Raw genomic sequence first — 21684 nt, 5'->3', positions numbered from 1 at the left:
AAAAAATACTGGAAGTAACTACTGATCACAAAATGATCACATGATAGCAAAGAAGATATACTGATGATTATTCATCAATACCGTCAGGACGCCGGATTTGCAATTTTCGGATGCGTGACTGAAGCGTTCGCTCATTGATTTCCAAGAGCCTTGCTGCACCCTGATCACCCGTAACCCGCCAGTTGGTTTGCTGAAGCGTCCGGAGGATATGGCTTCGTTCATTTTCTTCGAGAGATTTGATGATTCCGTTTTGGTCCTGGCTTTTTGAAGAAGCGGATGGATCTTCCAGCAGCCAATTATCGACTTTGAACTTGTCACCGGTACTCATAATGATACCCCGCTCTATGACATTTTCAAGCTCACGGATGTTGCCCGGCCAATTATGCGCCTGGAGAAGCTGATATGTCTTCTTCGATATTCGACGGATCACTTTTCCATTTTTAACGGCATACTTTCTGACAAAATGCCTCACCAACAGGGGAATATCCTCTTTTCGCTCACGCAGCGGAGGAGTATGTAGCGGGAAGACATTCAAACGATAGAACAAATCGGCACGAAACCTTCCCTGCTGAACTGCGGCTGCAAGGTCAACGTGCGTAGCGGCAATTACCCGAACATCCACTTTCGTCGTCCGGGTCGCGCCCAGTCGATCAAGCTCCCCTTCCTGCAGAACCCGCAACAGTTTAGCCTGTAGTTCCAGTGGAAAATCGCCTATCTCATCCAAAAAAATGGTTCCCTGATGGGCCAACTCAAAGCGACCCGGGCGAGCTGAAACGGCCCCAGTGAACGCTCCTTTTTCGTGACCAAACAACTCGCTTTCAATCAATTGAACAGGAAGAGCTGCACAGTTGATTTTTATGAATGGTTTTTGCCGACGATGACTTAGCCGGTGGACAGCCCTTGCAAGCAGTTCCTTACCAGTCCCCGTCTCACCAGTTATCAGCACCGTTGCATCAGAAGCCGCCACGCGCTGGGTTCGGTGTAAAACTTCTTGAAAAGCCGGACTGGAGCTTACGATATCATCGAAATTGAACGACTGGTTCACCTCTTCCCTAAGCAGCTGATTTTCTTCTTCCAGCAACATCGTCAGTGTCTCCACCTCTTTAAGTGCCGTACTGAGATTTTCATTGGTTAACTGCAAATGCTGGATAAGCCGCGCATTTTCCCGTTGTAACACCCGAATTTGAAGAGCCCTTTCGAACAGCTTATGTAGTTCGTCTTCCACCCAGGGTTTGTGAAAGAAATGGAAAATTTTGCCTTGATTAACTGCGCGAACAAGCGTTTCCAAGTCGCCATATCCAGTCAATAAAATGCGGGCAGGTTCGGGATTTAATTCGTAGATCTGTTCAAAAAATTGAACTCCCGACATACCTGGCATCCGCTGATCGGCCACCACAAGATCGACCTCCTGTTGCTTGAAAATTGCTAAACCTTCCTCTGCTGAAATCGCCGTCAGCACATTATACTCCCATGAAAACGTTGCAGCGAAGAACTTTAAATTAACTTCCTCATCGTCAACATACAAGATCGTATAGGGTTTCAGCTCCATCCTTATATCTGTTAATAAATATTAAACTTAGCTCCTAAAATACGTATATTAGTTAAGCCAGTGTTAAATTTGTTGGCAGACTGATAAAAAATGTGGTCCCGCGTCCAGATTTACTTTCTACCTCGATGGACCCATCATGTTTTCGGATAATTCCGTAAGTGATAGACAAGCCGAGCCCGGTACCCTCCCCCACCTGCTTGGTGGTAAAAAATGGATCGAAAATTTTGTCCAGAATGCTTTGAGCAATTCCTATACCGTTGTCACTAATTGTGATCTCAACCGCCGCTCCGTGCTGTCTTGTTTTAACTTCGATATACCCTTCCGTCTCATCCGTTTTCGCTTCGATGGCCTGAATAGCGTTTGTAATCAAATTCATGAAAACCTGATTCAACGGTCCTGGATAACAAGCCATTTCCGGAACTTGATCATCATATTTCTTTATAAGTCGTATATCGGAGTCCTTGAATTTGAATTGCAGTAAGAGCAACGTGGAATCTAGACAGTCATGGATATGGGCCCGGGTACGTTCCGATTCATCAGTGCGGGCGAAATTGCGTAAGCCACTGACGATATCAGCCGTTCGTTTAGCGCCAAGCCTGATTCCATCTATAAACTCTCCCAAACTGGCTTTTACAATTTCGTAGCGGTTATTTTTCTTGACTAACGCAACGCTATCCAGAAGACTGGCCTTATCAATGGACGAATCTTCCATTTTCTCCATCTCAGTCATCACCGCCATGAGGGCTTTTATGTTTTTCTCCAGACCATTGATGCCCGTAAAAATGAAATTAACAGGGTTGTTAATTTCGTGCGCAATGCCCGCTGTTAGCAGACCAAGGGAGGCCATTTTCTCCGAGTGGATCAAGGTATCCTGTGCGAGCTTTAAGTCTGAAAGTGCGCGCTCAAGCTGGTGATTCTTCCCAATTAACTCCTCGTTCATTCGCTGTTTGGAACGGCTTGCACGCACTACAAGGGTAATAATCACAATGATGCCGATTACTAACAATCCTAATAGATATAGCGATAACGTCTGAGTTTTTATCTGGATAATTTGCTTGTCCAATATCTCTTTTTGCTGTTGAATTTTAGAACGCTGACCGTCGATCAGCCCATCGCCTTTTTCCAGTTCCAGCGATTGCTGCGCCAGACGCTCCTCATAGTAGTTCAGGAAATAAACCAGTTTACCTACCTTGTTAGCAGCCTCCTGAACAGAAACAAAATCCGCGTCAGATGCATCGACAAACCGAGCCGGATTGACCGCACCCCAGTTCTCCTGAACATGGTGCCATATCGCAGGATCTTCACGATTCAGACTGAGAAATAAACTCCTTAAATGTTGTTTCAAATTGTCGGGTAAATCTCGACGAATCACCACCGGACTTTGCATGATCGGGTACGAAGTCCAGATAATCTTTACTGCATTCTTTGACAATTCGCCGCTCGTTTGATAATTGATTAAATCATCATAGGAAACAAACGCCGCGTCGGCCCGCTTTTCGATCACAGAACGGATAGCAGCAAGATGCCCACCCGAAAAATTGACGCCTTCAAATTGAGCTTCCGGATATTGTACTCCCATTGTAGCCAACTGCATCCTCGGAACAATGTGTCCCGAAGTAGAAGCGACATATGCGAAATCTATCTTCACTTTACCCGCTTCATTTATGATATCATAAAGATCGCGATATGGGCTGGAAGGTCTGACAATCAGACAGCTTCTGTATGTTTTAGCTTTCCCGCTGCTATCACCTAAAATTACGAAGGGCTCGATATTCGTGATATGGTCGCTCTTGGCAAAAACATACTGGAACGTATTCATCATAGCCAGATCTACCTTTCCCTCCCGAAGCAATTCGTGCATTCGTTTCGTTGAAGGTATATTCTCATATTTGACCGGGATCTTAAGTCTGGCAGAAATATATCTACAGAGCAGTAAAGTCCGCTGTTCATCAAAATACGACGAACCTGTGATTCTGAGTGTATCTTGCTGCGTCAGCGCTACCCTCGGAAAGCAAATGAACAATAGCATCAAAGCGATTACCCGCGAAAGTAATTTATTCATATCAATTTAACAGACAAGCAGAAAGATAGTCACCAAAAGCGATTGAGAGGCCGTTGTAGCCGGAAAATTATTAGGAATCACTTCTAATATGGTGAATTACCCGTGCTTGTCGTATGATAAAAATTACTTTCAGCCAACCTAATTTACTAACCAGCTAACACCCCTTACCAACGCAAGGACAAAGAAACGTCGCCCCGGAACGCGGGTTTGCAAAATATAGTCGTTCCCTGGTTTCCAGTCGAAATCTGGCACGATAGAGAGCAATTCCAACTCATCCATATCAGTACCAGCAAGATGCGAAATGCAGAACTGTGTACCAACGAACGAAAACAACAAATGGCGACAATCATTATAAAAGCCTACAGAATCGGATTTTCAACAAGCTTGTTCTTTTCAAGAAAAATTCCATTAAAACGATTCTTCCATCCTTCAATGATGGTGTACATGACGGGCACAAATACCAGCGTGAAGATCATCGAACTTGTTAAGCCTCCGATAATTACCCAGGCCATTCCGTTCTTGGTTTCGGAACCCGCATCCGACGAAAGTGCCATTGGCAGCATGCCCAGAATCATGGCAAGAGTTGTCATCAAAATTGGGCGTAATCTCTCCCGTCCTGCTTCAACCAGCGCATCTTTTACAGACCTGCCCTTCTCTTTTTCTTGATTGGTAAAGTCCACAATAAGGATGGCATTTTTGGCTACCAGCCCTAAAAGCATAATAATACCTAATATGGAGAACAGGTTGATAGTATGTAAGGTAAGCGCCAATGCCAATATGGCGCCGATAATAGCAACAGGTAAGGAGAATAATACCACAAAAGGGTATACAATACTCTCATACAATGCCACCATAATAAGATATATCAGCAATATGCCAATACCGACCGCCATAAACAGGCTGCTGAATGCCTCGCTCTGGTTCTTCCCGAACCCGGCCTGTACCACCGCCGTACCTGCGGGAAAATTCACTTTTTCAAGCTCCTTTTTGATATCATCCGAAATACTGCCTGAAGGGCGGCCTACCGCAATGGCATTGATAGTAACCGAGTTGAGCCGATCTTTTCTTTCGAGTACTGATTGGCTCGATGTTTCGGTAATAGTGGCAATCGCTTCCAGCGGAATGCTTGCTCCACGTGAATTTTTCACATTGAATCTTCTTACATCTTCAATGGACTTGGTATTGGAACCATCTAGTTGCAGGTTGATCGCATATTCTTCTCCATCATCCCTGAATTTGGCGTTGTCATTCCCACTGAATGCATATTGCACGGCACTGCCTACATCGCCTACCGTCACGGCGTAGTTGGCCATTTTGTCGTGGTCCAGCATGATAGAAACCTGAGGTTTGGCTTCCTTGCTGCTGTACTGCACATAGTCGGTACCGGGTGTTTTTTCAAAAATACCTTTAACAATAGCCGCCGCCTTCATGATGGAATCCCTGTTCACGCCGCGAACGTCCATCTGAATATCGAAACTTGCATTGCCTGTCATGCCCACTGTTTTTATGGTGGGCTTCACACCAGGTATCTGCATGATTTCATCTCTTACCTGCCTTCCAAAATTTACAGTACTTACCGAACGTTCGTTTACATCCGTAAGCTGGATGGAAATTTCCGCAAGATTGCTGTTGGATGATGCGTTTGCTCCCATTCCGGCACCGCTTTGCGTGCCTACTTTTGAAAATACATTTACCACCTCAGGGTGTTTGAGTATGATGCTTTCTATCTGTGCAACCTTTGAATTTGTTTCTTTTAAAGGCGTATTACCCGCCAGATCAATTTGTATGTTCAGTTCACCACGGTCAGACTGCGGTATAAATTCGGTACCCACAAAGCCGGCAGGAATTAATGCAACAGAACCGATAATCATCAAGAAAATCGCAATAATCACATATCGTCTATGATTCAATGACCATTTCAGAATGTTTGAATAAAACTCACGGAAATCGTCGATCAGCGATTCGAACCAGCGATTGGTCTTTCCCCATAAGGAAGTCGTGCTCAAATGCGGAAGTTTCGCCCAGCGGGATGCTAACAAGGGCGTAAGTGTAAAAGCCACAAACAAACTCATCATCGTAGAAAATACCACTACAAGTGCATATTCTTTCACAATATTGCCAATCATGCCGCCAACGAATCCAAGCGGTAAAAAAACAACAACGTCTACCAGCGTAATGGCCACAGCGGTAAAGCCTATTTCATTGCGGCCTTCCAACGCAGCGGTACGCTTATCTTTTCCCATTTCCATGTGGCGGAAAATGTTCTCGAGGATCACGATGCTGTCATCTACCAATACACCTACTACCAGTGAAAGGCTCATCAGCGTCATCATATTCAGCGAAAAATCAAATACCCACATCAATATAAAAGTGGGTATCATCGCCGAGGGCAATGCCACCAATACGAATGTTGAACTGCGGACGCTGTGTAAAAAGAACAACATCACAAATGCCACGATGATAATGGCGAGCACCAAATCGTGAACCACCGCATCTGCGGAAGCCTGTGTATATATGGACTGGTCGGAAGCGATATGATAATCGAAATTATCGGCGGCATAGTCCTTTTTAAGTTCCTCCAGACGCTCTTTAGCCAGCTTGCTTACCTCCACGGTATTGGCTTCTGTTTGCTTTTTTATTTCGATACCGATAGCAGGCTCGCTGTTCAGCCGGTTTAATTGCGTTACCGTTTCTTTTCCATCGGTAATAGAAGCTACATCTTTCAATAAAACCCTGCTTCCATCATCGTTCTGACGTAAAACTATAGCTCTCAACTGCTCCACGGTTTGAATCTTTGCATTCAAATCGAGTGAATAACGGTTGTTTTCACTTTGAATTTTACCGGACGGAAATGAGGCACCACTGGTACTTACAACAGAGTTTACGTCGAGCAACGACAGATTATATGCTTTCAGTTTATCATTATCTATTTCAATATTGATTTGCCTTTGTGTGCCACCGATCACGGTTACATCGGATACGCCGGGTACATTCGTAAGTAATGGTTTTATTTCATTATCGATAAAGTCATACAGTTCCGTATCGCTCATGTCGGAACTGATACTTAATTTCAATATGGGATCATCGTCTGAGCTCATTCGGCTTACTACCGGGTCGTCAACGGCTTCTGGCAGTGTGGCCAGTATCTGGTTTATTTTTCTTTCCGCATCCAGCTGCGCGTCGCTTGTACTCACACTGTTGGTTAATTCCAGCGAAATGGATGACGAACCTTCCTGAGAGCTGGAACTGATGGCATCAACGCCTTCAACGGAAGAAAGGGCGTCTTCCAATGGTTTCGTAACGCTGGTAAGCACTTCCTCTGGCGACGCGCCTCTGTAAGTGGTATTGACCGAAACCATATTGGTCGTAAACTTGGGAAGCAGGTTCAGGCTAAGGGAATTGTAGCTGATAATGCCAAACAAGATGAGCGTTACAAATATTACCGTTATCAGTAACGGACGTTTTATGCTTAATTCTGTGATACTCATTTTTTCTAATTTCTTTTATGATATACAATAACACAACCCGGCCTTCCGACTTACTTTACCTGTATAATTTGCGCTTTGCTGCCGTCTGATAAATTGATCTGGCCATTGGTTACCACCAATTCACCAACAGACAAGCCCCTCTTTACTTCTATGTAATCGCCTTGCTCAACACCTGTAACCAGACTCCTTTTTTCAACCGCGCCATTTTTAAAGACAAAAACAACCGGGTTTTTCACACCTTCTGTCAATGCGTTTTTATTAATCATAATGGATGATTGCTTTGTCGCCTGACCTGTAAATTCAACGTTCACATATAGCCCGGCTTTTAATTGCAGCGAACCAGTGTTAGCTATGGAGAGCTGGACGGTATAGTTGTGATTCTCGTCACCCTTGGGGCTTATATATTCCACTATACCCGTAAAAAGGGCACCGGAATAAGACGCTGACGTGATGTTGGCCTTCTGCCCTTTCTTTATATTCAAGATCTGGCTTTCTGGTACACTTACATTGGCCTTTAAGTTATCGACGTTGGTTATAGTCGCCAAAGTTGAACCGGTCGTAACATACTCGCCGGCTTTCTTTTGTCTTTCGGTAATCACCCCATTCGCCGGGGCTATGATACTCGCCCTGCTTATTTGTGTACGTAGTTGGGCTGCTTCCAGCTTCTTTGCATCCAGTTCATATTTTGCATCCGTTACCGCATTGGCATTGGTGGCGTTGCCCGCCAGGAGCACTTTATTTCTTTCGTAATCGGAAGTAAGTTTGGTAATGGACAGCTCAGCTGCTTCCAGTTTTTGCTGGCTCTCAGTAACGTCGATGTGCCCGACCACCTGACCTTTTCTTACATATGTGCCCAACTGTAAGTTAAGGCTGCTGATCTTTCCGGCGGTTTCCGCAGATATACTTGCGTCGTCATCGCTGATCAGGGTAGCAGGCTGCATAACAGAGCCGTTCATCGTTTTCGACGTAACTGTATCTACGGTTACTTTAATGGCTATATTGCTTCTGTCGACCGGCTTTTTGGCATCTTCCAGCTTGTTTTTATTAGCCATCAATCCGATAGTGATGGCTATCGGTATCAATGCAATGACTAAGATGGTTATGATTCTTTTTGATTTCATTGGATGATAGTGTTATTTAAGTTGGTTTACAAATTGCGAGATAGTACCGGTACTCTTATAGTAGCTCAACTGGGCGTTAAGGTAATCGAGCAGCGTGGTAGTGTAGTTGGTCCTTGCCTCCTTATAGGAATAATCAGCGTCGAGCAGGGAAGATAATGTGGTCGTGCCTTCCCCGTATTCCACCGTTGAGGCCTCCATCATTTCCTTGGCAAGCATCAGGTTTTCTTTATTCTTTTTTAGATTGATGTATGTGCTCGCAACATCGGTAGCGGCATTTTCCACATTAAGTTTATAAGTCTGCAGATTCAATTTGTTGGTGAGCTGCTGAGACTTGAAACTGAACTGGCTCTGAGCCAGTTGACTTTGCTTTTTAAAACCGCTAAAGAGCGGTATGGTAGCTTTCACTCCGATCACCGAGTAGTCATACCAATGAGTGAGCGAAGGAACAAATTCGGTACCGAATGCCGTACCTCCATACTTCGCGTATACAGAAAACGTCGGCAGGAAGGCCGCCTTCTTTTGAAAAACATCCAGATTTTTCAATTCAAGATTTTTCTGGTCGATCTGAAAATCGACTAAATTGTTTCCGTCGAAGCCACTGCCTTTGGGTAGGTACACCTCGCTCACATCGATACTACTAACGCTGTCGCCGATCGTTATGGACGTCTCGAGGTCAATACCCATATTGTTTTTCAATTTATTTATGGCCAACTCGTAAGCGTTTCTGTTCGCCATTATTTCCGACTGCACATTGTTGTAATTGACCCGGGCGCGATCATACTCACTCTTCTTTACTACACCTTGTTCGTACCTGAGTTTAAGAATACCGACCATCGTCTCATACTGCTTTTCACTCTCTTTAAGCAACCTACCCTTCTCCTTATACGTCAGCGCCTGATAATAGGAGGAAGCCGTGTTATAAACTAGCGTTTCGTTTTCCTTAGATACCGTCAGATCGGCTACTTCTCTGTTCACCTTAGAGGTCTTTATTCCAATTGAAGCACTTTTATCAAATATGCTTTGATCTGCCTGTAGGGATGCCGAGTTACTAAACTTATTTCCAAGCTGCAGTTTGGTCTCCGTGGGAGAGAAGCTTCCTGCCGGAATCACGTTTGTCTGGAGTTTCAGATTGTAATCCAGGCCAATGCTGCCCGAAACTGACGGCAAAAATGCAGCCTTGCTTTCCCTAACCTTTTCTGCAGCCGACTGCGCAGCATTCTGGTAAATTGCCGTACTGGGATGGTTCCGTAATGTATATTGGATACAACCCTTAAGCGATAACGGCTGGTCCTGGGACCTGGCCTGTCGTGAAAGGAGGACAAAGGCTAATGCAATCACCATGCATTTTCCCATTAAATAAAACTTCATATATTATTTTTTTAGTTGACTAACAAGAAAGTTGATTTTATCAATTATTCAGACAAAAAAAATTATTCGGTTTTTGCTTTCATTTTATTCAATACCGAATCAAAAACTTCGAGATCCTTCTGCGAAATACCCTCCAGCAAACCATTAAAAATATCAGCCTCGATCTGCCTGAATGTCTCGACTTTTTTCAAACCAGCCGGGGTAAGTACAATCGCTTTTCTTCTTCTGTCCTCATTGTCAGGCACCCGTACGACCAATTTCAGTTTTTCGAGAACATCAATTTGCCGCAGCACGCCGGATTTGTCCTTTTTCATAATGTTTGCCAGATCATGCTGAATTACATCCTCCCGTCCGTATAATATGTTCAGCAGAAAAAAATATTCCATCGACAAGGCAGATTCTTCACCACTTAACGCCTCATCAATGCGCTTGCCGATCGACTTAATCAATTCTCCCATTTTAAGACCTATGTTCATCCCTATCTGGTATGTGGTTCGTTGCACATACAAAGGTATAAATAATGTTGACAAAGTCAACTATCTTAATTTGAGTATATTATTTTTTATCGGTGTCACCCGCTTTAAACAATAGGGCACGAATTGAAACCAAGCTAATATGCAACCCATCATTTAAGTTTTGATCATCTTGAGCATTTATAAATCTAGTCCTGTAATACGAATCCCGTCTCCGATCGAAAGAACTATTATTCTGTCAGAAATTGAGTCTATGATGATTTTCAAAATTTTTATAGTCGACTCAGGAACAACTGTCGATGCTGTCAAATGGTCTCCGATATGCCAGAAGTGAATACCATTTCCCTGCCCATTTATTCGTAATCTGTTATTATCCAACATTATCCGGTAGTTTCCATGTTCGTTTTTTGACACGGTCGTAAGATACTTTGACAGCGCATAAGTACTTAACGATATTTTTACTTCCATGATAAAAAGCGTCTTGATCTGTAAATTCTGATCCACGGAACAGCCCAATGTTTGTTTGTTATCCCCGACCTCAGCTTAAGTTGCGTTCGGAAAAAAACTTGCGCTGGTGGCATCATGAAAAGCTGCAGATTAAATATCATAGATTCGGAATAAGGTCTTGTCACCGCTTCGCGATTCTGTTTTCTGTTAGGCATATTCAGCTATAATAATCTCAGTCCTTTGGACTTTCCAAGATCTTGTCGCCGTTCAATGTCAGACAACTCCCAACCTGCACCATTATGCTTTTTGCAACTCATAAATAGTCTTAAAGCCATCGTAAAACTGGTTTCCTACAGGTATCTCCTTTTGAGCCACCCATATTTTTCTTTTTTGGTATGCTTCTATTTTTTCAACAGACACAATGTAAGACTGATGAACCCTGCAAAAAAGATCAGGTGGTAAAAGCGCGTAGATACCTTTCACATTCATTCGGGTTAGCAGCGGATTGCATCTTGAATTGGTGAATATTTTGACATAGTCTTTCATGCCCTCAATATAAAGAATGTCAGCATACAAGATCTTGATTGTCCGATATTCTGACTTGATATACAGTGCCCCCTGCTCATCAGTTGTCTCTCTGGCGGTCACTCTCAACTGATGCATCGAAAGTGCTTTCCCGGTCGCTGAAACGAGCCTTTCGAACGAAATCGGCTTTAATAAATAATCAACGACATTTAGCTCAAAGGCCTTCACAGCGTATTGTTCGAAGGCCGTCGTAAGAATGACCATCGGAGGGTTTTGCATCTGAGAAAGCAACTGCAGACCTGAAAGTCCTGGCATATGTATGTCCAGAAAAATCAAGTCAAAATCTACATAATCCATTACTCTTCTTGCATCAGCAGCACTTCGACAGGTCTTAACCAAATTCAAAGTACCAATTTTGCGAATGTCATCTGACAAAATCTCCAGGGCAAACGGCTCATCATCTACCGCTAAACATTTCAACTTATCCATGCGTCAGGCTTAGTTTAAGGACGACACTAAACATATTTTGATCTTGATTGATCGTTAAAGTATGTGTTCCGGGATAGTGAAGTTCAAGTCTCTTCCTTACATTCGGCAATCCCTGCCCCGTGCCCGGTACCTGCTCATCGTTCGTTAAGTCGAAACACTGATTTACACATGTAAATAACAATTCACAACCTTTCACTATGAGATAGATTGATATTCGGGAAGGCAGGTCAGAATGGACACCAAACTTGAACGCATTCTCAACAAAAGGCATCAAGAGCAGCGGTTCAATTTTAACACCCTGGTAGTAACCGCTGCAGGTAAAGTCGACCTCCGCATCCTGATGAATCCTTAGTTTTTGTAAATTAACATACCTGTTAAGATAAGTTACCTCATCGGTCAGGTCCACTTTATGAAGGGAAACCTGGTAGAGCATATACCTCAGAATCTCAGACAGTTCCATCACCGAAGTCTCAGCCAGGTCGGACTTAATTCGGGTAAGCCAGCGAATATTGTTGAGCGTATTAAAAAGGAAATGTGGGCTGATCTGAAGACGGAGAACGGCCAATTCAGCACTGGTTTTTTCATAAAGTATTTGCTGACTGAATTGTTGTTGACGCAATCTGTCTGTTAAAACGGCCCATAATGAGCTGGAAAGCACAATCAGTGCAAATAGTATCAGATTTGCCAAAATCTGTCGTGGATTTGGAAGACCATTTCCTGACAATTCCTTTAAAAAGGGATCATAGGTCTCCGTTTTCGCAAAGTACACCTGTAGATCAGCTCTGATCGCCTGAAGCAACAAATGATCCAATAATATCACCGCTAGGAACAACAATATCAGATATGAAAAGAACCCAAATAAGTTTTTTGTTGATAATAATCGGGGTGTTAAATGATAGAGGTTCAGATAAAATACGCCAATCAGGAGCACATTGATAACGGTCCTGGCGATGAGCAGGTAACTGACATAATATTGGGGAAGTTGTTTGAAAATTGGAATTGGCAAGATCAAAGGAGAAGCAAAAAACACAAGCCATCCGGTTACATGCAGCCAAAACCGATAATTTAAAAGATAATTTGGCCGGATAAGTTTTAGCATGGGTAGTTTGGCTATAATCGAAGTTGTTCTCTTGTGTATACTGATAATTAGACCCTAGCGTTGCAAAAGCAGGGATATAGCTCTCAAATGAATAAATTTCAAAACTTCACCCGATAAATTACTCCAAAGTTGAACCTGTTCTCTTGAATACCAATCAACTGATAGTCTGTAAAACCATATAAATCAACGGATTGTCTTTTGGTAATCTCCACTTCGACGCCTGCTTTGTTGCGAATCTGATCAAAACCTGTTCCTGTTCTATAAAAAAGATCCGCTGACAGGTATGGCTTAAACCTGCTATGGTTGGGGTATGAAATTTCAAGCTTATTTCGGACATAGCTTTTGTCCTGCCCCTCACCGTCACTATCGTCCTTAAACTGGTTTTGGTATCTTAACCGGTAGTCAAACTTAACCTTCCACCATTTCTGGTCATATGACAAATCTGCGTAGAACCGATGAAAAGGTTGGTAAGTATATTTGTAAAATTCGTCATTCCATTTCCTCCGGGAAATGTTCCGGTAATAACCAGTAATCTCCCATCTCTTACTGATCTTATACGACAATCCGAGCTCCCCCAGTAATGCACTTCTGACAGCCAGATTATCTCTATAACGTACCTGAGCATTCATATGAATAGAAAATGAACGCGTTATATTTTTCTCAAGATTGATTCCCGTCCACAATCCCATTTCGGGAGCCTGTGCATAGTTAAAGCTGTGTATGCCAACTGTGAAGAGGACAATTAAGAAAAATTTATGAGGCAAGTACTGTTTCCTGCTGCGTAGTTTCAACATAGCTGATGGGTTCACTCTGGTGGTAGTAAATGGTAATTTGTGCCGAATCTTTAAGAAAGTCGAGGTCTTTGATCTCGACCCTGTGGATTACAAGTCCGGTCCTTGCAGTCAGGTCGCGAATTAAATCCGGTCGCTTGTCTGGCATAATCAATTCGATGCGGTCGTAAAATACGGTCTTGGCATATTCCCTTTTAATGAGCCAATTACTTTCCAAAAGGTATATACAAAATAAAATCATGGAATTTATGAGGGCGATCTCATCCCAGCCACCTTTGATAATCGCAGCGATAAGCCCCACTGAAATCACCACAAAGAGATAGGTCATGTCCTTCGCCGACAATCCCTCGGTTCTGTATCTCAGCATTGAAAATACTGCGAATAGCCCGAAAGCAGCACCTATCGACATCTGGACTTTATTAAGCAGATAGGTGATCAGGAAAATAATCAGATTGAAAGCAAAAAACGTGAGGAAGAGATCCGCCTTTCGATAAATTCTGTAATAGATGACACGTATCAGTACAAAAATTGTCAGCAGGTCGGTTCCGAGCCTGAGAAAAAATTTGGCAGAAAGTTTATCGAACCATTGGAACCCCGGAAGTGCGTCCTGAGAAAGTATTTGCTGGAGTATGTCCATAACTTGTTTTATTCAGCTTGTAAAAATCATTGAATCTTCTTTTGAACCGATTGTATCGAATTTGAGGATATAAACTGATGATACCGATACAATATTTGCTTAAAGAGCCTTTCTTGAATTGCTCATTTTTCATCAAATCAAGAAATGGCGAAGGGCAGTTCCTATCTTGTTTTACCTCTGCAACGACAACCTGAGAATATGCACTACACACGAATTGGTTGTGAAAACAAAGGTTCAGGTCAAGGGTGACCCGCTCAGTCCCTTTGTGATTAACCAATGTAATTCTTTGGTAATCCACGCGTAGCACAGCCCTCAGAGCGCCAGGATCGAAAGGAAGAACACCGCTTAAAAAACAATTGCTTTCCAGGTCGATACTGGGCAGATCAGATATCCTCCCCTTTGATTTGATCCGGATCCGATTTTTGATCGTACGCCCTTTGTTATTTTTGAATTTGACTTCGGTAAAAGATAATCCTGACTCCACATAGCTTCGCTGCCTGACCTTATACCGGTTGAGCCTGCCTCCAAGATGTTCCTTATAAAGCATCAAGTCGGGAGTGTCATAATAGAGCGTTTGATACTGGCAAATTCTGAGCTGGTCAATCTCAACTACCCGGTAATTTTCCTTTAAGCTGCCAAGTATTCGGGGCAGTCGCGCCGCAGGGATTACAAACTTTGAATCAATCCTATCCATCAGCCTGACGTTCTCCATTTCAGCCAGCGTAACCGGCGGCAGGTCTTCAACTTTCTTCCTGATATCATGTATCAATAATTCAGTCATTGTAGCGATACTTTTTAACCAGGATGAGTTTTCCGGAAGGGTCGAATGTTTTCTTTTCTTTTTTCAATCCCCTACGATCCAGTATATACGTAGACTTGCTAACCAGTGCAAGTTTTCCGTCGTACCGCATTTCACCTATTCTTTCGCCTAGCTCGTTAAACTGATAAGTTTCTTTTCGAAGAAGCTTGTTGTCGGCATCTACGACAATCTCCTCGGACTTATCTTCAAACTGATTGAATTTGCTTATTATTTTTTCCTTTATCTTCCCGGACTTATCATATTTGATCTCCTCGACCGTATTTCCATGTTTATCAAATTTTTGGTGAGAGTCATTGCGTACAATCTCCTTTTCTCCGGTGTAATCCGTAATTGTGATGGTCGTGGCAGCAATGTTATACTTTTTCACTTCCTTTTTCTTCTGAGCGGCACACAAAGTGACACTTGCGAGGGTTAAAACCAACAGCAGATATTTCATCTTTCGCACGTTTATGTTTAAAATTACTTGAGGTAAGTCTTTACGGCCTCGTTACGTTTGGAAACGTGCTCTTTAAGGGTAGTGAGTTCCTGTTTAAAAGCCGTTGCAGTAGTATAACTGTAATTGGTTTGTTCTACCGCATCGGGTCCTATCACATACGGAGAGATCAAATTCGAGTAGCGGTCAAACAACTCTGACATTTTCGAATAGGTAAACACCTCATCGTTAAATGCGCGCACATATTCCTTATAACTTTGCTGATAAACGGCATCGTCCATCATGTACCTGATGAGCGGCCAGCTGCTGTTCACCTCCGACAAGGATAACGACAGGCCCTGTCCCACACCTCCTATTCCTCCCCCGTTGCCGCCGGTGCCTCTGCTGCTCATAGCTTCATTGTTATCCCAGGGAATCCAGGTGAGCCCTTTGCCTGTCAAGTTATATAAATAGTGATTATGTGCCATACTCCCGTAAGTGTCCCAATTGACCATCGTTGTATTGACAGCAAGCCATTTCATAAAATAATCTGCATTAAAAGTCTTCTCCAGATTTGCCCGCCAGGCTGTTGGATTACTCGTTCGCTCGCTGCTGTTAAGCGTGGCAATAGTGCTCTCCACATCACTGTAATCGTTCTGAGTTTTGTTATTTTTCTTTTCGAACTCGCTCTGTGTAAAGCTCTTGAAGGTTGACTCCGGCTTATAAATATTTCCTGAACCCTCGCCAAACTGATCTTTCACCATGGTGTCATCAATAACCTCAACCGCTGTGTAGACACCAAAATACTTCAGGCCGTCGCCAAGGTCGATATATACCTTGTAAAAAGCTGTTTTTGCAGATGCTACGCCTGCCATCCGAAAAATGTCCGATGCAACCTTCTCCCTGATCAGTGAGTTGTCGTTATAACCCGGAGAAAACGAAAGTTCGTTAAACCCGTAAAAACGCTGATTTTTGATCTCCGGGTATTGGTCTTCAAATTCATCAAAGTCGAGGCGGAACGGAAGTTTGTAATTACCGGTTCGCCACGCGCTCGACAGGCTTGAGTTTCCTTTGAGCCGGAATCCGACCTTATACCATTCCTTATCGCCGTAGGTTAACGATACTGCAACGTAATTGGGATCGCCGGTTCCGAAGTTGCCATTTCCACCGATATTCCCGTTTCCCCCCGGAAAGTTTACATTAGTCGTGTCCATACCCGGCATTGGTCCTAACCCGGTTGTGTCAACAGGTATTTCTCCTCCAGGAAAATCACCACCGGGCGTCTGTCCGCCTCCTGCTCCAAAATCAGAACCAAATTTGCTCTGCATATCGGTCCTTATGGCTTGCCAGTCGCTGGAAGTCATTCGTATCTCAATGGTGTTAACCTTCTCTTGAGGAAGGACCTGCTCATAATCAGGAGCTGTTTCATTACCGTGACTTTCACTGGTCCAATCCGGCGTAGCACTACCCGAATCCGGCTCTTTGCACGAAATAGCAAGGCACACTAGAAATGCGCCAAAACATAAATTGAATCTCATCATAATTGGTGTTTGTCTGCTTAGATTCAATTACGATGTATGATCATGTCTTGTTGCCAGTGCCGCCCGATTGTAGAAAATGAAGTAAAAACTGTATATATTCAGGTTTAATATCCAGTTTAGAAATAAAATTTCTTCCCTCTGCCGGATACGGCAGCTACATTAAAAAAACCCACCACGGCTGATCCGTTAGCATTGGAATTTACGATGTTGGTTGACACGTTGGAAAGCGGAGCAGAGGTAAATAGCTCTGATATACCGCCCATTCTATCGGCCTGAGAAATAACCTCTGCCAGGTAGTTAAATGATACCAGGTTAATTGAATGAATCTCGACATACATCGAATCCCCGTTGACCAGAGGAGAAACAGGTCTATCGTCATCATCTACATCGTCTGCATTCATCCCCACTCTAATGGGCGAAATGAATGTCACACCATCAAAACCGCTGCCTGACGAAGTTCCAGCATCATACGCCGTAATAATTTCACTTGCTTTATTAAGTAACTGTCCATCTTTGTAAGCCCTTATCCAGTAAGTATCTCCTTTGCCCATCGGATCTGTTGCCCAAAATTCTGCACGGTAGATATCGTCCAACATGCCCGGTCCCTCCTGATAAGATAAGGTAAGACTGTCTACCGGTGGAACACGGTTCATTACAGATTTGGCTGTATAAGTTTCTCCCTTGTAGACCACTTTTAGCGTATAGCTTGTCCCAACGACGCCAAGTGTCTCCCCCTTTGCAGGATGCCAGCTGTAAGCTCCGTTCACGTTGCTACTGTCTTCCGTAAATTCAAATATCCTCCCATCGTTATCGGTAACCGTTACAATAGCCCCGGAAACAACGGGCGGCAGGTTTTTATTGTCAAAATAATCCTGGGTAAGTGTAAGATAAATATGCTGAGTTTCAGGCTTGTTATTAATCCAGGCATCTATATTCAGTATTGGATCGGCCGAGGAAGTTTGTAAATCAATTTCATCGTCACACGCCCATAAAAGCAGGGTCCCGAATAAGCAAAAGTATCTCAAACAGGTTTGAATGGCTGTCGATATCATATTATATTCCACGCTTTTTTTAAAATTTAAAGTTGTACGAAACGGACGGAACCATAGATCCTATGATAGATACCCGGTGCGCCTGAGTCTGTATTGGCTGATAGGCAGTAACCCGGTCGGATGATTGGGTAAAATAGGTTGAAAATGCATTGCGACGACCATATACGTTATAAACTGAGAAAACCCAGTAATCACGGTTTTTCCTTGGTTGGCCATTGTTTTTCAGTATTTTGCCTTCCATTCTCAGCGAAAGATCAAGCCGGTGATAAGCTGTTAACCGAGCGTCGTTACGGGCGTTATTTGTATTGTAAGGAATTAGAATACCCTGTGATATATAGCGTTGATTTGGGTAAGTTGTAGGTGTACCGGTTGTCAGTGCAAAATCAGCAGTGGTGGACCATTTTGGATTAATGGTATAGGAAGCTACAATTTTCAGATTATGGGTTTGATCGAAACGGGTGGGATACCATTTTCCATTGTTAATCCCATCAACTCTAAGTTCCGAGCGGCTCAATGTATAACTCACCCAGCCGGTAATCAGCCCCCTTTTCTTTTGGAGGTACAGTTCCAACCCATATGCCCGGCCATTACCACTCAGCAGATCACCTTCCAGGCGGTCATTGTTCAGAAGTTCAGCTCCATTGATGTAGTCAATCTCATTGACCGTATTGCGATAGAAGGCCTCGGCCGAGAACTCATAATCCGCATTCCGTCCAAGATCGCTGAAATAACCTACAGTATACTGGTTGCCCACCGCTGGTTTGATGTTATTGGTACTCGGTGTCCAGATATTAAGCGGGTTGGAGGCGCTGGTATTGGAAATAAAGTGCACATACTGCGCCGTGCGGCTAAAACTTGCTTTGACCGATGTCCTGTCGTTAACCTGGTATTTCGCGGAGATGCGAGGTTCCGGATTGCTGTATTTTGCGATCGATTGCCCGCTTTTATATTGTTTTTCGGCAATCGCGGTTCGTTTTCTGCCTGGAATGGTATCGTTGTAAGTATATGCCGTGCCAGGCCCAAGATAATTAAAAGACGAAAATCGGAGGCCATATTGCATTTCCAGCTTCGAGCCTAATTTGAGCCTGTGGCTGACGTATCCGGCCAGCTCCAAAGCATATTTTTTGGGCTGGCTGCTATCAACTGTCTCTCCATTGGTAGTTCCCACTGTATTGGATGGACTGAACTGATAATACGAACTTTCCAGACCGAATTTTACTTCTGAATTACTATTGATGAAATAGCTAAAATCAGGTTTGAATACGTAATTGCTGATTGAGGAACTCCAGCTGTACTTATTGTTCTCGTCCTGATTGAAACCCAGGTTGTAATTGTAATTACTGAATACCGCTGAGACATTGGCAAACAACTTACTATTGATAACCGTGTTCCATCGTAGCGTGCCCGATTTGTTGCCCCAGTTGAATTTCGCATCGTCCGAAAGCCCGAAATTGTCACGGCCAAAGAAACCCGAGAGATACAGGCGGTTCTTCTGGTTTAAAGTGTAATTCGTTTTAAGAGTTATATCATAAAAGTTTAATCCAAAATTGTTGCTGGTCAGCAGCTTGGCGAGCCCGTCAATATAGGATCTCCGGACGGCTATTAGATAGGAGGCTTTATCCTTGACCAGCGGTCCCTGAACAGCCAGTCTGCTGAAAATAAACCCAACCCCGCCATCAACTTCCGTCTTTTTGTTATTTCCCTCCTTCAAACGGACATCAAGTACCGAGCTGATCCGTCCTCCATATTCAGCCGGGATCGCCCCCTTGTAAAGTTTTACATCCTTAACCGCGTCAGGATTAAAAACCGAAAAGAAACCGAGCATATGTGAAGAGTTGTAGACCGGCGCTTCGTCGAGCAACACAAGGTTCTGCCCTACACTTCCTCCGCGGACGTTGAAGCCTGATGAACCCTCACCAACCTGGCTGACTCCAGGCAGAAACTGAAGACTCTTGACAATATCAACTTCGCCCATAAGCGCCGGGAGCTTTTGAATGGTTTTGATATCGAGCTTATTCACACTCATTTCAAAGTTGCGGGAAGTGGATATCCGGCTTTCGTCAACGATCTTGACTTCATCAAGAGTCCTGGACAAAGCAGGCAATTCGATATCCACCGTAACATTGCTGGTCAGCACCAGCTCTCTTACGATCTTTTCATAACCTATATAGGAGTATTCCAAAGTATACTTACCCTGGGGTAGAGTTATGGAGTAGAAGCCATAGACGTTGGTAGCGGCACCAGATGACTGGCTTTCCTTCACAAAGATACTCGCCCCGATAAGAGTTTCGCCGTTGGACTTGTCCTTCATTGTTCCGCTGATTGTAAATTTGCTTTGTCCAAAGGCCGTAGTGGCGGCTGCAATGAAAAGTAGTAAAATACCACTATAAGTACTTAGGGAAAAAGACATATAATACTTGTTCATTTTTTATAGCTAAGGGGAAACGGAAGCTTTTTAAGGCTGTTAGCATTGATGATATAGCCTAACCCGAAGTTAAGATTCAGACCTCTTATCGCATCGACTTCACCAGCACTCTCAAAATTTGCAGAATGCAGGTACCGAAGGTGGGCTCCGACCGTGAAACGCTTTGTAACCCGTAGATCAATGCCGGTCCCTATGGTAGTATGAAATACCATTCTCATCTCAGAATTCAGGTTAGGTCTGACTCCCGAGGTCATTGAACCCGGATTCATCTTGCCCCCAAACACCATTACCTGCATGACACCTGATCCCAGTAAAAAATAAGGGCGGCCCCTGACCCTTGGAAGCGCATATTTAAAACCTAATGTGAGAGGCATGATCATTCCACCCCCTGTTCTTATACTACCGCTAGCCGTCATTTCCTGTGTTTGAGGTACTTTCAGTCTTCCAATGTCGATGAACCATGCCATAGAATCATTCATCCATTTTGTCAGATGTATATCCAAAAAGGAGCGGGAATTGTATAATTTAGCGTAGGTTCCATCCTTAATTCCGGTCTTCACAGAACCCAGCATCGCGAACCCGCCGTATCTGACCTCGAGAATCAAGCGGTTATGTAGCCGGTATCCTTTAAGAGAATCAATCGGATCCATCTTTTTTCGTACCGCTGGATCGTCCCATAGTGAATATGTAGAATCGGCATGAATGTTTTTCGACAGCAAATTCTGAACGCTGCTGAGTGAAGTCAGACTATCATTCATACTGGCCTTCCAGGTTTCATGATCGGTTAATACCTTGGGATACTGCTGCCGGAACTTTTGTACAATACATTCATTGTCTTTATCACTTACAATGAATACCCGGTTTCGGTTATGGTGGAAATTGTTATAGGTATCCGTAAGAATGAATTTTAAAAACCGTACCTCTTTATCGGCCGCAGCTTCGTCTTTACAATCCCAGACATTTTCGACAGCATTGGGAAAAATCAGGATTACTGGTTCTTTCATAGATTTCCAGGCCGCTTTAGCAAAAGCATCCCGAGCAGTTTCGCTTTTTTTATGCAAAATGATTACAACAGGCCTGTTACTATTGTATTCGTTGTTAGTGCTATTGGAATAATAAAGGAAGCTACGGCTTACCCCTTCAATGGTATGAACAAAGACACGCTGTGCAGAAGATTTAAGGGAAAAAAGAAGAAGTAAAGATATAAATATTCCGACCTGTTGCTTCTCTAAAAATAGCGGCATATTAATAAGGATGTAGTATTGCTTAATTCAATATCTACCGATACTTCCTTTTAATTCCGATTAGTGAAAAACCGCATACAAATAGAAGTTTTGTGTAGATAAACGAACCTAGGTGATGGGCCGGCCCACTACACTGATCCG

At 43.5% G+C, this 21684-nt stretch carries 17 protein-coding genes; all 17 read right to left on the bottom strand.

All coding sequences use genetic code 11. The features are described 5' to 3' along the window. Positions 1-67: 67 nt before the first annotated feature. The 17 genes from AC1XUD_RS20055 to AC1XUD_RS19975 all read right to left on the bottom strand — a co-directional run bounded on the left by AC1XUD_RS20055 (position 68) and on the right by AC1XUD_RS19975 (position 21543). Positions 68-1549, bottom strand: a complete 1482-nt coding sequence (locus AC1XUD_RS20055) for a sigma-54-dependent transcriptional regulator (RefSeq protein ID WP_483362803.1) — start codon at positions 1547-1549, stop codon at positions 68-70. Between the two features lie 52 nt (positions 1550-1601). After that, complete coding sequence (locus AC1XUD_RS20050) at positions 1602-3611, bottom strand: sensor histidine kinase (RefSeq protein WP_483362802.1); 2010 nt, start codon at positions 3609-3611, stop codon at positions 1602-1604. A 359-nt stretch (positions 3612-3970) separates the two neighbouring features. Then, positions 3971-7099, bottom strand: coding sequence for an efflux RND transporter permease subunit (locus tag AC1XUD_RS20045; protein ID WP_483362801.1), 3129 nt, complete (start codon positions 7097-7099; stop codon positions 3971-3973). A 50-nt stretch (positions 7100-7149) separates the two neighbouring features. Then, the gene (locus AC1XUD_RS20040) at positions 7150-8220 is read right to left on the bottom strand and encodes an efflux RND transporter periplasmic adaptor subunit (protein WP_483362800.1); all 1071 of its coding nucleotides are present in this window, start codon (positions 8218-8220) and stop codon (positions 7150-7152) included. Positions 8221-8232: 12 nt separating this feature from the next. After that, entirely contained in the window at positions 8233-9588 is a 1356-nt protein-coding gene (locus tag AC1XUD_RS20035; protein WP_483362799.1) for a TolC family protein, read from the bottom strand. Between the two features lie 62 nt (positions 9589-9650). Next, positions 9651-10064, bottom strand: a complete 414-nt coding sequence (locus AC1XUD_RS20030; RefSeq protein WP_483362798.1) for a MarR family winged helix-turn-helix transcriptional regulator — start codon at positions 10062-10064, stop codon at positions 9651-9653. A 177-nt stretch (positions 10065-10241) separates the two neighbouring features. Then, positions 10242-10565, bottom strand: a complete 324-nt coding sequence (locus AC1XUD_RS20025) for a hypothetical protein (RefSeq protein WP_483362797.1) — start codon at positions 10563-10565, stop codon at positions 10242-10244. Positions 10566-10805: 240 nt separating this feature from the next. Then, positions 10806-11522 carry a LytR/AlgR family response regulator transcription factor gene (locus AC1XUD_RS20020; protein ID WP_483362796.1) on the bottom strand — a complete coding sequence of 239 codons (717 nt, stop codon included), beginning with the start codon at positions 11520-11522 and terminating at the stop codon, positions 10806-10808. After that, a complete protein-coding gene (locus tag AC1XUD_RS20015) occupies positions 11515-12621 on the bottom strand; it encodes a sensor histidine kinase (protein WP_483362795.1) in 1107 nt (368 codons plus the stop codon). Before AC1XUD_RS20015 ends, AC1XUD_RS20020 begins: the two co-directional genes overlap by 8 nt. Before the next feature lie 98 nt (positions 12622-12719). After that, positions 12720-13415, bottom strand: coding sequence for a DUF2490 domain-containing protein (locus AC1XUD_RS20010; RefSeq protein ID WP_483362794.1), 696 nt, complete (start codon positions 13413-13415; stop codon positions 12720-12722). After that, a complete protein-coding gene (locus AC1XUD_RS20005; RefSeq protein ID WP_483362793.1) occupies positions 13375-14049 on the bottom strand; it encodes a DUF4956 domain-containing protein in 675 nt (224 codons plus the stop codon). Before AC1XUD_RS20005 ends, AC1XUD_RS20010 begins: the two co-directional genes overlap by 41 nt. Next, on the bottom strand, positions 13988-14830 hold the full coding sequence (locus AC1XUD_RS20000; RefSeq protein WP_483362792.1) for a polyphosphate polymerase domain-containing protein: 843 nt from the start codon (positions 14828-14830) through the stop codon (positions 13988-13990). Before AC1XUD_RS20000 ends, AC1XUD_RS20005 begins: the two co-directional genes overlap by 62 nt. Next, positions 14823-15305, bottom strand: a complete 483-nt coding sequence (locus AC1XUD_RS19995) for a hypothetical protein (RefSeq protein ID WP_483362791.1) — start codon at positions 15303-15305, stop codon at positions 14823-14825. The genes AC1XUD_RS20000 and AC1XUD_RS19995 overlap by 8 nt, the downstream gene beginning before the upstream one ends. Before the next feature lie 23 nt (positions 15306-15328). Then, positions 15329-16822 (bottom strand): CotH kinase family protein, encoded by a 1494-nt coding sequence (locus AC1XUD_RS19990; RefSeq protein WP_483362790.1) that lies wholly within the window; start codon positions 16820-16822, stop codon positions 15329-15331. A gap of 116 nt (positions 16823-16938) precedes the next feature. Continuing rightward, entirely contained in the window at positions 16939-17886 is a 948-nt protein-coding gene (locus AC1XUD_RS19985; protein ID WP_483362789.1) for a DUF4249 domain-containing protein, read from the bottom strand. Positions 17887-17893: 7 nt separating this feature from the next. Next, on the bottom strand, positions 17894-20284 hold the full coding sequence (locus tag AC1XUD_RS19980; RefSeq protein WP_483362788.1) for a TonB-dependent receptor: 2391 nt from the start codon (positions 20282-20284) through the stop codon (positions 17894-17896). An 11-nt stretch (positions 20285-20295) separates the two neighbouring features. Further along, positions 20296-21543, bottom strand: a complete 1248-nt coding sequence (locus tag AC1XUD_RS19975; protein WP_483362787.1) for a hypothetical protein — start codon at positions 21541-21543, stop codon at positions 20296-20298. Between the last annotated feature and the right edge of the window lie 141 nt (positions 21544-21684).

The sequence above is a fragment of the Dyadobacter sp. HNCC25DJ184 genome (assembly GCF_056895215.1).
The sequence above is the reverse complement of the archived record's forward strand: the minus strand, read 5'-3'. Positions and strand labels throughout refer to the sequence as shown.

Bases quoted from the DNA above. Each gene is read 5' to 3' on its own strand.
- AC1XUD_RS20050 (WP_483362802.1), bottom strand. From the start codon at position 3,611: ATGAATAAATTACTTTCGCGGGTAATCGCTTTGATGCTATTGTTCATT.
- AC1XUD_RS20015 (WP_483362795.1), bottom strand. From the start codon at position 12,621: ATGCTAAAACTTATCCGGCCAAATTATCTTTTAAATTATCGGTTTTGG.
- AC1XUD_RS20020 (WP_483362796.1), bottom strand. From the start codon at position 11,522: ATGGATAAGTTGAAATGTTTAGCGGTAGATGATGAGCCGTTTGCCCTG.
- AC1XUD_RS19995 (WP_483362791.1), bottom strand. From the start codon at position 15,305: ATGAAATATCTGCTGTTGGTTTTAACCCTCGCAAGTGTCACTTTGTGT.
- AC1XUD_RS19990 (WP_483362790.1), bottom strand. From the start codon at position 16,822: ATGATGAGATTCAATTTATGTTTTGGCGCATTTCTAGTGTGCCTTGCT.
- AC1XUD_RS20005 (WP_483362793.1), bottom strand. From the start codon at position 14,049: ATGGACATACTCCAGCAAATACTTTCTCAGGACGCACTTCCGGGGTTC.
- AC1XUD_RS20045 (WP_483362801.1), bottom strand. From the start codon at position 7,099: ATGAGTATCACAGAATTAAGCATAAAACGTCCGTTACTGATAACGGTA.
- AC1XUD_RS19975 (WP_483362787.1), bottom strand. From the start codon at position 21,543: ATGCCGCTATTTTTAGAGAAGCAACAGGTCGGAATATTTATATCTTTA.
- AC1XUD_RS20055 (WP_483362803.1), bottom strand. From the start codon at position 1,549: ATGGAGCTGAAACCCTATACGATCTTGTATGTTGACGATGAGGAAGTT.
- AC1XUD_RS20030 (WP_483362798.1), bottom strand. From the start codon at position 10,064: ATGAACATAGGTCTTAAAATGGGAGAATTGATTAAGTCGATCGGCAAG.
- AC1XUD_RS20035 (WP_483362799.1), bottom strand. From the start codon at position 9,588: ATGAAGTTTTATTTAATGGGAAAATGCATGGTGATTGCATTAGCCTTT.
- AC1XUD_RS20040 (WP_483362800.1), bottom strand. From the start codon at position 8,220: ATGAAATCAAAAAGAATCATAACCATCTTAGTCATTGCATTGATACCG.
- AC1XUD_RS20000 (WP_483362792.1), bottom strand. From the start codon at position 14,830: ATGACTGAATTATTGATACATGATATCAGGAAGAAAGTTGAAGACCTG.
- AC1XUD_RS20010 (WP_483362794.1), bottom strand. From the start codon at position 13,415: ATGTTGAAACTACGCAGCAGGAAACAGTACTTGCCTCATAAATTTTTC.
- AC1XUD_RS19980 (WP_483362788.1), bottom strand. From the start codon at position 20,284: ATGTCTTTTTCCCTAAGTACTTATAGTGGTATTTTACTACTTTTCATT.